Annotated in this window: 10 protein-coding genes; 5 read left to right on the top strand and 5 right to left on the bottom strand. The window is 71.6% G+C overall.

Annotated elements, in window-relative coordinates:
* Positions 1-183: 183 nt before the first annotated feature.
* The 3 genes from CFP65_RS17190 to serA all read left to right on the top strand — a co-directional run bounded on the left by CFP65_RS17190 (position 184) and on the right by serA (position 5,159).
* Positions 184-936: an ABC transporter ATP-binding protein gene (locus CFP65_RS17190; protein ID WP_254552430.1), complete on the top strand. Its 753-nt coding sequence runs from the start codon at positions 184-186 to the stop codon at positions 934-936.
* On the top strand, positions 930-3,389 hold the full coding sequence (locus tag CFP65_RS17185) for an ABC transporter permease (RefSeq protein ID WP_104816929.1): 2,460 nt from the start codon (positions 930-932) through the stop codon (positions 3,387-3,389). Before CFP65_RS17190 ends, CFP65_RS17185 begins: the two co-directional genes overlap by 7 nt.
* A 150-nt stretch (positions 3,390-3,539) precedes the next feature.
* Complete coding sequence (gene serA / locus CFP65_RS17180; protein WP_104816928.1) at positions 3,540-5,159, top strand: phosphoglycerate dehydrogenase; 1,620 nt, start codon at positions 3,540-3,542, stop codon at positions 5,157-5,159.
* A 121-nt stretch (positions 5,160-5,280) separates the two neighbouring features.
* Here the strand turns inward: serA and CFP65_RS17175 are convergent, their stop codons facing one another.
* The 3 genes from CFP65_RS17175 to CFP65_RS38990 all read right to left on the bottom strand — a co-directional run bounded on the left by CFP65_RS17175 (position 5,281) and on the right by CFP65_RS38990 (position 10,031).
* A complete protein-coding gene (locus CFP65_RS17175) occupies positions 5,281-8,295 on the bottom strand; it encodes an NB-ARC domain-containing protein (protein ID WP_104816927.1) in 3,015 nt (1,004 codons plus the stop codon).
* Between the two features lie 357 nt (positions 8,296-8,652).
* Complete coding sequence (locus tag CFP65_RS38995) at positions 8,653-9,774, bottom strand: MFS transporter (protein ID WP_158702215.1); 1,122 nt, start codon at positions 9,772-9,774, stop codon at positions 8,653-8,655.
* Between the two features lie 41 nt (positions 9,775-9,815).
* The gene (locus tag CFP65_RS38990) at positions 9,816-10,031 is read right to left on the bottom strand and encodes a hypothetical protein (protein WP_158702214.1); all 216 of its coding nucleotides are present in this window, start codon (positions 10,029-10,031) and stop codon (positions 9,816-9,818) included.
* Positions 10,032-10,228: 197 nt separating this feature from the next.
* On the opposite strand from CFP65_RS38990, the gene CFP65_RS17165 reads away from it, so the two are divergent.
* Together CFP65_RS17165 and CFP65_RS17160 are read left to right on the top strand one after the other, a co-directional pair.
* Positions 10,229-11,158 (top strand): helix-turn-helix transcriptional regulator, encoded by a 930-nt coding sequence (locus CFP65_RS17165; RefSeq protein ID WP_104816926.1) that lies wholly within the window; start codon positions 10,229-10,231, stop codon positions 11,156-11,158.
* Positions 11,159-11,434: 276 nt separating this feature from the next.
* Positions 11,435-12,073 (top strand): disulfide bond formation protein DsbA, encoded by a 639-nt coding sequence (locus CFP65_RS17160; protein ID WP_104816925.1) that lies wholly within the window; start codon positions 11,435-11,437, stop codon positions 12,071-12,073.
* A 129-nt stretch (positions 12,074-12,202) separates the two neighbouring features.
* On the opposite strand, the gene CFP65_RS17155 is transcribed toward CFP65_RS17160, so the two are convergent.
* Together CFP65_RS17155 and CFP65_RS17150 are read right to left on the bottom strand one after the other, a co-directional pair.
* Positions 12,203-13,090, bottom strand: coding sequence for a LysR family transcriptional regulator (locus tag CFP65_RS17155; protein WP_174805545.1), 888 nt, complete (start codon positions 13,088-13,090; stop codon positions 12,203-12,205).
* Between the two features lie 316 nt (positions 13,091-13,406).
* Complete coding sequence (locus CFP65_RS17150; protein ID WP_104816924.1) at positions 13,407-14,006, bottom strand: phosphoribosylanthranilate isomerase; 600 nt, start codon at positions 14,004-14,006, stop codon at positions 13,407-13,409.
* Positions 14,007-14,021 lie beyond the last annotated feature (15 nt).

The following is a 14,021-nucleotide window of genomic DNA, read 5'->3' as shown; positions in this document are numbered from 1 at the left end:
CGGTGCCCGGCCAGCGGGTATGGGCCTCGTATAGACCGGTCCCGTAGCTCTGGTAGCCGTGTGCCGAGGCGCGCACTCCGTCACCTGACGGCTCACCGACAAACCCCCGACGCCCCCCGACGAATAGGCGAGAATGTGTTCGACAAGAAGAGGACCGGACGGCGCGAGGCGTCGGAGTCGGCCGTGAGTGCGGCCCGGTGGACCGACGCGGTGGTCAGCCTGACCGAGGCGCGCCGCGCCTACGGCAGCGGCGACAACCAGGTGACGGCCCTGGACGGGGTCACCCTGGACTTCCACTCCGGCACCTTCACCGCGATCATGGGCCCCTCCGGCTCCGGCAAGTCGACCCTGCTGCAGTGCGCGGCCGGCCTCGACAAGGTGGACAGCGGCCAGGTCGTGCTGGCCGGGGTCGACCCGGGCCGGATGTCCGAGACCGCGCTGACCCTGCTGCGCCGCGAGCGGATCGGCTTCATCTTCCAGTCCTTCAACCTGATGCCCTCGCTGACGGCCCGCCAGAACGTCGAGCTGCCGATGCGCCTGGCCGGCCAGAAGCCGCGCCCGGCCGACGTCGAGGAGGTGCTCCGCAACGTCAACCTGGCCGAGCGCGCCGACCACCTGCCCAGCGAGCTCTCCGGCGGCCAGCAGCAGCGCGTGGCCATCGCCCGCGCCCTGGTCACCCGCCCGGAGGTGCTCTTCGCCGACGAGCCGACCGGCGCCCTCGACTCCCGCACCTCCCGCGACGTGCTCTCGCTGCTGCAGCGGATCGTCGCCGACCACGGCCAGACCATCATCATGGTCACCCACGACCCGGTCGCCGCCTCCTACGCCGACAAGGTGGTCTTCCTGGCCGACGGCGCCGTGGTCGACACCCTGGAGCGCCCGACCGCCGACGCCGTGGCCGCCCGGATGGCCAGGCTCGAGGTGGCCCCGTGCTGAACATCGCCCTGGCCACCCTGCGCACCCGCTGGGTCAGCTTCGCCGGAGCCTTCATCGCCCTGGCCCTGGGCACCGGCATGATCGCCATGATGGCGCTCACCCTGGCCGCCACCATCGGCACCCCGCACGACGGACCGCAGCGCTTCGCCACGGCCCAGACCGTGGTCGTCCCCGCCGACCCGCGCGGCGACCCGGCCAAGCTGCCCGCCCAGCTCTCCGCCGACCTGGTGACCCGCGCGGCGGCGGCCGGCCAGGTCACGGAGGACCGCTCCTTCGACGTCCTGCTCCAGGACACCGGCCTCGCCGTGCCCCCGACCGTCGGCCACGGCTGGTCGGCCGCCGCGTTCACCCCGTACCACCTCACCGCCGGCCGGGCCCCCGCCGCGGCCGACGAGATCGTGGTCGGCGGCGCCCCCGCCGACCTGGTCGGCCGTCACCTCAAGGTGGCCACCGACCGGAGCCGCGGCGAGTACACCGTGGTCGGCGTGACCGACCAGGTCTGGTTCGAGGACGCGCTCTTCTTCACCGACCGCCAGGCCGCCAAGCTCTCCCCGCCGGTCAACGCCCTGGTCTCCACCGCCTCCGAGGACAGCGTCCGCAAGGCCGTCGGCGACGGCCCGCTGGTGCTCTCCGGCGACGACCGCCGCAATGCCGACCCGGACCCGTCCGGCGGCGCCGACGCGCTGACCAACGCCCAGGCGATGGCCGGCACCACCACCGTGATCGCCGCCTCCGTCGCCGTCTTCATCGTGATCGCCACCTTCGCCTTCGTGGTCGACCAGCGCCGCCGGGAGCTCGCGCTCTTCCGCCTGGTCGGCGCCACGCCCAAGCAGGTCCGGCAGATGGTCGTCGCGGAGTCCGCGCTGATCGGCCTGGGCGCCGCCCTGGTCGGCTGCGTGCTCGGCTCGATCGCCTCCGGGCGGCTCAACACCTGGATGATCGACAACGGGGTCGCCCCGCGCTGGTTCGAGATCGGCCTCAACCCGATCGCCCTGCTGATCGCCTTCCTGATCGGCACCGGCGCGGCGCTGGCCGGCGCCGGCTCGGTCGCGCTGCGCGCCTCCCGGGTCCGGCCCGTCGAGGCGCTGCGCGACGCGGCCGCCAGCACCAAGTCGATGACCCCGATGCGCTGGGTGCTCGGCCTCGGCCTGCTGGTCGCGGCCGTGATCACCGGCTGGTCGATCTCCTCGACCTCCGCCGTCTCGGCCGTCAACCCGCGCAAGTACGGCATGGTGCCGCTGCTCTACACCGGCGCCTTCGCCCTGCTTGCCCCGGTCATCCTGCGGCCGATCGCCCGGCTGGCCACCTGGCCGCTGAGCAAGATCGGCGCCGGCCCGCTGATCGTCCGGCAGAACACCCTCAACTCCCGCCGCCGCACCGCCGCCACGGTGGCCCCGGTGGTGGTCGCGGTCGGCCTGGTGGCCACCATGCTCTGCGTCCAGACCGCGGGCGACCGCACCAAGGTCGACCAGGCCAGGCAGCAGACCCACGCCGACTACGTGGTCACCCCCAAGGGCGGCAAGCAGCTCGCCCCGGAGACCGTGGCCGCGCTGGCGGCCGTGCCCGGCGCCGAGGTGACCACCGTGGCGCCGATGCGGATCTACATCGCCAACACCGACGGCCAGGTGCTCGACTCGCTCACCGGCCAGGCCGTCGCCCCCGCCGCGCTCGGCAGCGCGCTCACCCCCAAGGTGATCGAGGGCTCGCTCGAGCACCTGGACGACGGCTTCATCGTCGTCGACCAGAAGACCGCCAAGGGCGACGACCTGACGCTCGGCCAGCGCCTGGTCACCTGGCTGCCGGACGGCTCCAGGACCGAGCTGAAGATCGCCGCGATCGTCCAGACCGGTCTGGGCACCGACGCGACCTTCCTCTCCTCGGCCCACACCTCCACCGGCAGCGGCCCGGACCGCGCCTGGGTGCGGTTCGCCTCCGGCACCGATTCCGCTGCCGCCGCTGGACAGTTGGCCGCGGCCCTCAAGGGCCAGCCGGTCAAGGCGGCGCCGGTCGCGGTGTACTTCGAGGCCATGAAGGCCAAGCAGAAGGCGCAGACCCAGACCGCCGCCACCGTCATCCTCGGCATCTCGGTCGGCTACTCGCTGATCTCGGTGGCCAACACCCTGATCATGGCCGCGGCCGGCCGCCGCCGCGAACTCGCGGCCCTCAACCTGGCCGGTGCCACCAAGTCCCAGGTGCTCCGGGTGGTCGGCGCCGAATCGCTGCTCGCGGTGGTGATCGGCTCCATCCTGGCCGCCGTCGCCGGCGCCGCCGTGGTCGCGACCCAGCGGCTCTCGCTCGTCCAACTGGTCCACGGCGTCCCGCTGACCGTCCCGTGGACGCCGATCTGGCAGGTCGGTGCGCTGTGCACGGCGGTCGCCGTCGCCGCCGCCGTGGTCTCCGCCTGGCGGGTCACCCAGCGCCGGCCGATCGAGGTGCTCGGCATGCGGGAGTAGCGCCTCGGGCGCCAACAGCACGCAGTCAGTTGCAGCACCCAGGGGCGCGGGGAACTGCGCGAAACGGTAGGGCACAGGTCGTTGCCTTCCGAGCTCGCGCAGTTCCCCGCGCCCCTATTTGGTCAACGCCCCACTTGGAAGAGGTTCCCCGTGAAGAACTCCGTTTCCCGCCCCGTCGTCCTCCTCGCCGAGGAGCTCTCCCCGGCCACCGTGGTCGCCCTCGGCCCGGACGTCGAGGTGCGCCACTGCGACGGCACTGACCGCACCGCGCTGCTCGCCGCACTGGCCGAGGCCGACGCCGTGCTGGTCCGCAGTGCGACCAGGATGGACCGCGAGGCGATCGCCGCCGCGCCACGGTTGAGAGTGATCGCCCGGGCCGGTGTCGGCCTGGACAACGTGGACGTCCCGGCCGCCACCGAGGCCGGGGTCCTGGTGGTCAATGCGCCGACTTCCAACATCGTCAGCGCCGCCGAGCTCGCCATCGGCCTGCTGCTCTCCGTCGCCCGGCACATCCCGCAGGCCGACGCCTCGCTCAAGGGCGGCTCCTGGCAGCGCAGCCGCTTCACCGGGGTCGAGCTCTCCGGCAAGGTGCTCGGCGTGGTCGGCCTCGGCCGGATCGGCGCGCTGGTGGCCCGCCGGATGGCCGCCTTCGACATGGAGGTGATCGCGTACGACCCGTACGTGACGCCCGCCCGGGCCGCCGACCTGGGCGTGCGCAAGGTCTCGCTGGACGAGCTGCTCGCCGAATCCGACTTCATCACCGTGCACCTGCCCAAGACCGCCGAGACGGTCGGCCTGATCGGCTTCGAGGCCCTGCGCAAGGTCAAGCCGGGGGTGCGGATCGTCAACGCGGCGCGCGGCGGCATCGTCGACGAGAACGAGCTGTACGCGGCCCTCAAGACCGGCCGGGTCGCGGCGGCGGGCCTGGACGTCTTCGAGGTCGAGCCCTGCACCGACTCCCCGCTCTTCGGCCTCGACTCGGTGGTGGCCACGCCGCACCTGGGCGCGGGCACGGCGGAGGCGCAGGAGAAGGCGGGCGTCTCGGTGGCCGACTCCGTCCGCCGGGCGCTGGCCGGCGAGCACGTCCCGGACGCCGTCAACGTGCAGGGCGGCGCGGTCGAGGAGGACCTGCGGCCCTGGCTGCCGCTGACCGAGCGGCTCGGCCGGGTGTTCGCGGCGGCGGCCGGCGACACGCCCGCCCAGCTGACCCTGGAGGTGGCCGGGCAGCCCGCCGGTCATTCCACCGCGCCGCTCGAACTCGCCGCGCTGAAGGGCGTCCTGGAGATCGTCACCGGCTCCGCCGTCAGCTACGTCAACGCGCCACTGCGGGCCCGCGAGCGCGGCCTCGACCTGCGGCTGGTCACCTCGCCGGCCTCCCCGGACCACCACGGCACCGTCACCCTGGAGGGCATCTTCGCCGACGGCCGGGTGGTCTCCTTCACCGCGACGCTCTCCGGGCTGCGCCGTCAGGAGAAGCTGGTCGCGGCCCTCGGCCACACCCTCGACCTGCCGCTCACCGGCGACCTCGCCTTCCTCCGCTACCCCGACTGTCCGGGTGCCGTCGGCTCGCTCGGCGAGCGCTTCGCCGAGGCCGGGGTGAACATCGCCGCGATGCAGGTCGCCCGGCACGAGACCGGCGGCTCGGCGCTCGCCGCGCTGGCCCTGGATTCCAGCGTGCAGCCCGACACCCTCGCCGACGCGGCCCTGCTGATCGACGCCACCCACAGCTGGGCCGTCCGCGCGGAGAGCGGCGTCCAGGCGGCCGCCTGAGCCCGCCCGACAACCCTAGGTGCGAAGCACCGCGCCGACTGCGTGCGAATCCCGAGAGCGGATCAGTGCAGGGGCCGGGTCGGACACCGTCCGACCTGGCCCCTCTCCGTGCTGCGAGCGGTCAGCGCCGGGCCACGGCCGTGAGGAGATGGCGCCACCCTGCTTCGTGGTCGGCAGACAACCGGCCGGTGGTTTCCGCGTGCTGGAGTTCTCGGTTCAGCTCGTCGATCCGAGCGGTGTCGCCGGCCTTCGTGGCGTCCAGCAGCCGCAGGATCTTCAACTTCAGCGGCATGGCTGGATCGAGACTGAGGTGCTTCTCGTCCAACAGGGAGCTGATCCTGAGGACGGTGGTGACGATCTCGTGGCAGTCGCCGAGGTCGTGCGCCGAGCGCAGGCCGGCGGCCAGCCCGATGTTGTGGAGAGTCATGGCGATGCTCTGCCGGCCAAGCGGTGACTTGCGGGTGTAGTCCTCCAGCTGTTCGAGCGCACTGAAGACCTCGGTCCAGCGCTCTTGGAAAGCAAGGCTCTCGGCAAGGAGACCGGCGACCTGGACTCGTTGAAGGAGGGGCAGTCCTGCGTCGGCGAGCAGCGCGCGACACTGCTCTTCCGCGTGCCCGTCGGGGGAACCGACTTGGCTCAGTACCTCGTTGATCCGGTGCAGTTCGGTCAAGGCGCGTGCTCCCGGAGTCGTCGGTGTCGTGGCTTGGAGTTCGGTGAACTCGGTGATGAGGCGGGACACTTCGCTGCCTTGACTGTGGCGGTGGGTGGCTTCGCGCAGGGTGGTGAGGGCGTTGGCGACCACATCGGCGACTTCCCTGGGTCGCGAGTGCCTGAGCTGTTCGGCGAGGACACGTACCCGGTTCAGGTGCGTCACCAAGTCCTCGACCGAGCGCTTCTCCAAGCGGGCGAGCTCAGCCAACGATCCCCTGATCTTGAGTTCGAGCACCGGTGCAGGGGCGTTCCGTTGCAAGATGTAGGCGAGCTCTGCCTCGAACGCGTTCCTGGCTGCTTCGTACTCGCCCCTGGCGTAGTAGACGCCTCCCAGATTGCCCCAGAGGAGAGCAATGTCGTCTGAAGAGAGGTTCAGGCGTCCGGCGTGTTCCGCCAGGCTCTGGACATGGGGAAGTACGGCGAGCAGGTGAGTCTCGTCCGCGTGCTCGATGAAGGCGGTCAGCCAGATTTGGGCGTGCAGAGCAGCCTGGCTCAGCCTTGGACCCATGTCTCCCGACCGCTCCTGCAGACCGCGCACCACCTGCTGGACGATCTCGTTGACGCTGATGGTGTCGTCGATCTCTTCCTGATGGGCTGCCGACCACTCTTGCGGTGGATGGGTGCACAGTGGCTCGTCCCGTTGGACCAGGGACTCGGAGCGGAGCGCGCGGTGCACCTCGTCAGCGCTGTAGGTGTTGTCGGGATCGTCCTGCAGCACCACCGGTAGGGTGACGTCGTACTCCAGCACGACTTCCCGGGGGACGGTCACCGCAGCGAGCATCAGCTGGACCGGGATCTGCCGGGAGGCGAAGTAGGCCGCCACGCCGATCGAGGCCAGCGCGACGGACGGCACGTCCGGCAGTTGACGGTTGTGGGGACCAGCGACCCGGGTCAGAGCCAGCCGGATCGCTCCGACGAGCGTCTCAGGGTAACCGGCCGGGATGGAGGCTCGATGGTCGAGCGCGAGATCCCGGATCTTCTTCAGATACCTGGGGACCTCGTCGAGCCCGCGTTCGCAGCCGGCCAGGTAGCCGCAGGCCAGCTCCAAGGCGAGTGGCCAGTGCTCCATGGTCGAGGAGAGGTCGGAGGCCGCACACCGGTCGGAGTCGGTCGGGGACGAGGCGGCTCCGAGGCGGCGGTGGACCAGGGCGGAGGACTCTTCCGGAGTGAGCCGCTGCACGTCGATTCGGTGCGGGTGAGTGGCCCAACCGGACTGGTTGGTCGAGGTGATGATCACGTGGCCACGGCCGCTGGTGGGCAGCCAGGACTGGAGGCGGCGTTGGTCGGCAGCGTTGTCGATGATCATCAACCAGCGCTCGGCCGAGGAACTCAGGAGGGCGCGGACCCGGTCGCGGAGCTGGGACTCGTCACTGCTGGAATCGGCGTGCCGCGGAAGCAGCCAGTCGTGCACCGACCTGAACGAGACCAGCAATGTCGCGTCGCTTTCGGCGTTGACCCAGAAGATCTGGTCGTAGGAATCGGCCAGGTCATGGGCATAGGAGGCCGCGAGGCTGGTCTTCCCCATGCCGGAGAGTCCGAGAAGGACGCAGCTTGCCACGGACCGGCCGTCGGCGACGGCGTGGAGGGAGCCGCGGATGCGAGCGATGAGATCGAGTCGGGGGAGAGCGGGGGCGGCAGGCACCGGGCCGACCATGATGCCCCAGTCGAAGGCTCCGAGGTCGTGTGCCAGGTACGGACTGCTGGTCAGGAGCTCCGCGCGGAAGTCGTCGAGGGTGAACACGCCGTCCGACCCGCCGGAGGCGCGTTGCAGGATCTCGGACACCAAGTGGTTGGACATCCGCCCGGCCGTACTGGGACCCAGCCCTTCCCGGTGATTCAGTCGGTAACGCCGAATCCGTTCACGTAATTGGTCACGCAGCTCGTGGCGGTCGCGGATGTCGGTACGGATGCTCGAACGGCTGAGGCCGAGCAGTTCGATGTCGCTCAGGTTGTCCGGCTCCGTCTTCTGCGAGCTGAGACTCAGGATTTCCTTCAGTTCACCCCTGATGTACTCGAGGTCCTTCCCACTGGTGAGGAGCTGATGCAGGTCTGCGGTTTTGCGGTGCAGCTTCCTGTTGGTGATGAGCTCGTAGGATCGGGCGCTCGGGTGGGACCGAACCATGCGCAGCAGCGCGGCGAATGCGGTGGGTGCATGAATCAATGTGCCCGGGCCGCCGGACTTGACCTGGGCTGCGACGACCGGTTGGTGATCCGCGTCCACCAGGAGGAAGTCGACAGCGTCAGGATCTTCTGCCGATCCCGCGGTGGCGCTCCAGCGAACCCTCGCAGTCAGGTGGGTTGGCTCGATCACGGCTGCGACGACGTCAGTGGGGGCATTCTCGGCGGACTCAAGCAGGGCTTCGAGAGTCACCAGGTATTGGTACTGGAACCCGTTGGCGGCAGCTTGGCCTCCACGTTCGGACATGTGTACGTTCTCCTTTGGAGTAGGGGCGGGATCTGATGCTCCACCAGGCAGCTGTCAGAGCACGTCGGTTGTCGCCATCGTCGATAGTGGAAGCTGGCTGGATCTGATCGGTGCGCAGGTGCGAGTGCTTCCTCGGTCCGTACGGTGACATGAAGGGCTGAGCAGCGGTGCGGGAGCATACGGAAATGGCCGCTCCATCTCGCGGAGCGGCCATTCTCGAAAGGTATTCGGCGACGAGCTGCTCTCCCATCGGGTGTTTTCTGGTCGCTGTGGTCACCGAAAACCTGGTGAGCCTCTCCCGTGGGTATGAGCAGCTCTCTCCCGTCGATTCCGCCGGACGGTTGTCGGCGGATTTGATCAGGCCGGACTGGCACGGAGGGGGTGGTCGAGGGCGAGGGCGAGGAGGATCAGGGCGGCGGCGGTGGGGCCGAGGTAGTGGGTGGAGGCGAAGGTGAGGAGGAGGGCTCCGGTGGTGGCGGAGAGGGCCAGGCCGAGGTAGGTGGCGGTGGAGGTGAGCAGGATGGAGAAGGGGGCGGCGGCGGGGTTGTAGGCGATCAGGCGGTGCTGGATCGGGATCAGCGGGACGGTGGCGGCGAAGCCCCAGGCCAGGGCGGTGGCCAGGGCCAGGGGGAGGCGGTCGGCGGACCAGGGGGTGAGGGCCAGGGCGGTCAGGGAGAGCAGGGCGGCCAGGTGGATCAGGCGGCGGCTGCCCAGGACGTCGGTCAGGCGGGCCGAGGTGAGCAGGCCGGCCAGCGCGCCCGCGCCCCAGCAGGCGAGCACCAGGGCGAGCGGAGCGCCGCGGTGGAAGAGCCCGCTGGCGTAGCTGTAGGGGGTGAAGAGGCCGCAGAAGAGCAGGGTGGTCATCAGCAGCGAGCGCCCGATCCGGGGGTCGGCGAGCGGGGCGAGGCCTCGGGCCGGATGGATCGGCGCGGTGGCCGGGATGCCCGGGGTGTAACGGGCGATGGCCAGGGTGGCGAGCAGGCCGACGCCCGCCACGAAGTACATCGCCAGGCGCCAGTCGGCCAGTCTGGCGAGGACGACGCCCAGCGGGATGCCGAGCGCGGCGGCGGCCGCGGAGCCGCCCCGCACCACGGTGAGCGCCCGCCCGCGCAGCGGCGGCGGGGCGGTGGACACCGCGGTGACGGTGCAGATCGGCAGGAAGAGCGCCCCGCCCAGCGCGGCCAGGATCCGGCAGGCGACCACCGCCCCGAACCCGGGCGCCAGCCCGGTGAGCAGGTTGCCCAGCACCAGCAGCCCCAGCCCGGTGAGCAGCACGGGCCGACTCGGCCACCGCAGGGCGGCCACCACGGCCGGCGAGAGCAGGGCGTGCGCCAGCGCGTACGCGATGATCACCTGCCCGCCGGCCGGAACGCTGACGTGCAGTGACCCGGCCACCTGCGGCAGCATCCCGACCAGGACGAAGCTGTCGGTGCCCACCGCGAAGGTGCCGAGGCCGAGCGCGAGGAGGCCGGCCCTCATGTGAACGGTCCCATTCGGGCACCGACCGGATTCTCCGGCATTCAGGCCGGCGGATGCGCCGCGTGCCGGCCGGTCTCCGCGGTCCGGCCGGTGGCCGAGCTCCGCCCCGCGTCCGAGCCCTGGTTGGCCCGGTCGCCGGCCGGAATTCCGGCGAAGACCACCGTGCCGACGACCGCCGCGAGGGTGAGCGCGAACACCGCGAGAGCGATCGTGGCAATCGCCAGTGAATGGGCCTGGACGGCGACTTCCCGGGTCATGGAAATCTGCTCCCTCGGTCGAATGCGCACCGGCTCCGAACTGCGGCGATCTCCGTAATCGGCGAGCGGAGTCGCATTCCGCGCCCCGCGTGAATTCCGGTGGTCCGGCGGGCCCGCTGCGCCCACTCTCCCGCTCCCCGACTCCGGGCGGTAGCTCTACCGTGGTTCGGATTGCCGCACCTTCCAGGAAGCGAGGTATGCAAGTGAACACGGACCGGCAGCAAACGGACATCTCCGGCGGCTCGCTCCGCGACATCGCCGACGCCCTCGCGGACCTGTCCCGACGCGTCGACCACGCCGCCGGGTCGGCCCTGCCGCCCGTCGGGTCCGGCCCGGCTCAGGGGCGCCCGGGGGAAGGCCGGGCAGGGGGCGAGCCGACGCCGCCGGTCAGGGAGTTGGTCGGGCGGCCGGCGATCGACGCGGAGATCGGGGCCGCGCTGGACGGCGCCGAGCACGAGGTGCTGACCGCCCAGCCGGACGGCCCCCGGCCGGGGGCCGGACCGGCCGAAGCGACGGAGGCCGTCCGCTCGCTGCTGAGTCGTCAGGTGGCCATGCGCACGCTCTACCGGCACAGTTCGCGCTTCGACGAGCCGACCAAGGAGTACGTCCGGGTGGTCACCCGCCTCGGCGCGCAGGTGCGCACGCTGCCCGAGTTCTTCGACCAGGTGGTCATCGTGGACCGCGCGGTGGCCTTCATCCCCTCCTCCGACGCCCCGCCCGGTGCTCCCGCCGGTGAGGACCGGACCCAGGCCGCCATGGTGACCGACCGCTCGGTGGTCCGCTTCCTGGCCGACACCTTCGACCGCACCTGGGACCGGGCGGCCCGCTTCCCGTTCCACCCCGGCTCGGCCGCCCAGGCCGCCGCCGAGGTGATCCCCGCCGTGCGGCAGGCGATCTGCAAGCTCCTGGTGGAGGGCCGATCGGACCGCGAGATCGCCCGCCGGCTGGGGCTCAGTCAGCGCTCGCTGCAGTCCCATGTCGCCCGGTTGAAGGAGGAGTTCGGGGCCCGGCACCGGTTCCAGCTCGGCTACCTGATGGGCTTCGACGGCGACCACCGCCGGGACATGGCCGGGTTCGACGACCTCCCGGCCCTCGCCGCAACCGGCCCAGCCCGGGCGTCGAGTTGACGGAGTATCGGCGGATCGGCCGCCCGGTGCCCGGCCAGGTCGGGGTGGCTTCGCGGGCCCCGATTCCGGTCCGGGAATCCCTCGTCCCGGGGGTGGGGGAAACGACGAACTGCCCTGGTGTCGACAATCCGTGGCTTATTCACGCGTGGGAGCGCCGCTGCTGAAATTAGACTCACCGACGGCCGCACGATCGGAGTTCCGCCCGATCCTCCGGCCGTCGGGGGGCTCGCCGGGCCCGCCGTGAACGGGCACGAGAACGCCTCTTGGAGAGACCGCATGACCGAGAACGCCACACTCGCCACGACCGCCGAGGGCCGGCCGAGGGTCGACTTTTACTTCGACCCGGTCTGCCCGTTCGCCTGGATCACCTCGCGGTGGATCCTGGAGGTCGAGGCGCTCCGCGAGATCGACGTTAACTTCCGCGTCATGAGCCTGTACGTGCTCAACGAGAACCGCGAACTGCCGGACTGGTACCGCGAGTTGGTCGACAAGTCGCTCGGCCTGATCCGAGTGGTGGCGGCCGCCCGGCAGCTGCGGGGCGACGCGGTCCTCCGCGACCTGTACACCGAGCTCGGCACCCGGATCCACCCGGGGGGCAACAAGGACTACCTGGAGGTGGCCCGGGAGGCGCTGGCCGCCCTGGAGCTGCCCGAGTCCCTCCTCGAGGCGGCGGAGAGCACCGAGCACGACGCCGAGATCCGCCGCAGCCACCACGAGGGGATGGACCCGGTGGGCGAGGACGTCGGCACGCCGACCATCCACCTCGACGGGGTCGCCTTCTTCGGCCCGGTGCTCAGCAAGATCCCGCGCGGCGAGGAGGCCGTCAAGATCTTCGACGGCGCCCTGGCCCTCGCCCGCTACCCGTACTTCTTCGAGCTGAAGCGCACCCGCACCGGGTCCCTCGACTTCAGCTGACACCGCGACACCTTCCGGGCCGGGGTGGGCGGCGGCCGCTCCCGCGCTCACCGGCCCGGTCGAGCCCACGGCGCCCCAGGGGGGGATCGATCCCCCCTGGGGCGCCCTCGGTCATTCCCCCAGCATCCTTCAGTCGTCCGCCAGTTGGGCGGCGAGTGCGCTGAAGGCGCGGATCTTGGCGTTCTCGCCCGCGCTCGGCCAGACCAGTGCGGCGTTGGCCGGAGCCAGGCCGGTGAGCGGGCGGTGGGTGACCCCCGGATGCCGGTAGAGCCGGAACAGGCTCGCGTGCGTCGCCCAGACCAACTCGCCCGCGGCCACCCGGTGGAACGCCTCCTGGTAGGTGCGCCCGCCCGACCGCCGGCTGAGCGGGCGGCCCAGCGGGGTGAAGGCCGGGAACAGGTCGAGCCTGGTGGCCTCCGGGAGTTCGGTCGGGCCGTCGAGCAGCGGCCAGTCGACCAGCTCCTCCACGTCCACCCCGGTGCGCCCGGCCAGCGGGTGCTCGGTGCCGACGGCCAGCACCCGCTCGTGCGAGGCGAGCACCGGGCCGACCCGCAGATCCGGTTCGTCCACCGGCAGCAGGGTCAGCAGCACGTCGATCTGCCCCTCCCGCAGCGGCCCGTACGGATCCGTCCAGGTGACCTCGTGCACGCTCAACTCGCAGGCCGGGTGCCGTTTTCCGAAGGCCGAGACGGCGTCCGCGAGCGGCGGCCCGCCCAGGCAGCCCAGGAAGCCGACCCGCAGGGTGCCGACCACCCCGCGCGCCGTGGCGCAGGCCTCCTCGAAGCTGGCCCGCAGGCCCTCGTAGGCCGCGCCGAGGCCGCGGCGGGCGTGTTCGCCCAGCGGGGTCAGCGCCACCCGCCGGCTGGTGCGGGTGAACAGCGGTGCGCCGATGCGGTGTTCGAGCGTCCGGATCAGCTGGCTGACCCGGGACTGCGAGAGGTGTAAGCGTTCGGCGGTCCGGCCGAAGTGCAGTTCCTCGCTGAGGATGAGAAAGGTCTCGATCTCGGTCAGGTCCAACGACCTTCTCCCCGTTTGCCGGTGGTGGTGTTCCGTGGCTGGGATCGATGAGCCGGGCTGATGGGCCCTGCGGCACACCGATCTTGATCGTCCATCGTGCCACTGGCATCGTCCGTTTGGCGGACAGTCGGGTACCGCCAAGGGTTTGTCGAGGGGAGTTCAAGCCGTGATCGTGGTCACCGGGGCCACGGGCACGGGGGGTTCCCAGGCCGTGCAGGACCTGCGCACGAGGGGGTGGCCGGCCGCCCGGGCCGGCGGTTCGCGCAGGACGTGGCGGCCGGCCCGGCCGCCCTGCCGGGGGAGGCCCGCTACTCGCTCAGGCGGCCTTGGCCTTGGCCACGAACTCGTGGATCAGGGCGTGGTCCTTGACGCCCCGGGTGGCCTCGACGCCGCTGGAGACGTCCACGCCCCAGGGGTGGGCGGCCGTGATCGCGGCGGTCACGTTGGCCGGGGTGAGGCCACCGGCCAGCAGCCAGGGGCCGGTGGGGGCGGTGCGGGCGAGCGGGGTGAGGTCCCAGCGCTCGCCGGAGCCGGCCACCGGGGAGTCGAGCAGCAGGTAGTCCTCGCCGTAGGCGCCGGTGGTGAGCTCGGTGGTCCCGGTCAGGGCGGTGGCACGGATCAACCGGAATGGCTGGTCGGCCAGTTCGGCGAAGGCCTCGCGCGGGTAGTCGCCGTGCAGCTGGAGCGCCTGCACCCCGGCCACCAGGGCCAGCCGGGCCGCCTCGGCGGCCGGCACCCCGGCCGCCACCCCGACGGTGAGCACGCCCGGCGGCACGGCGGCGGCCAACTCGCGCGCCCACTCGGCCTCGACCCGCCGCACGCTCGCGGTCAGCACGAACCCGACCGCGTCGGCTCCGGCCGCGACCACCGCCTCGACGTCCGCTGCCGTCCGTACCCCGCACACCTTGACGAACATGCCGCTCACTCTAGT

The sequence above is a fragment of the Kitasatospora sp. MMS16-BH015 genome, assembly GCF_002943525.1.
Taxonomy (GTDB): Bacteria; Actinomycetota; Actinomycetes; order Streptomycetales; family Streptomycetaceae; genus Kitasatospora.
Note: the sequence above shows the minus strand (reverse complement) of the source record. Positions and strands in the feature narration are given on the sequence as shown.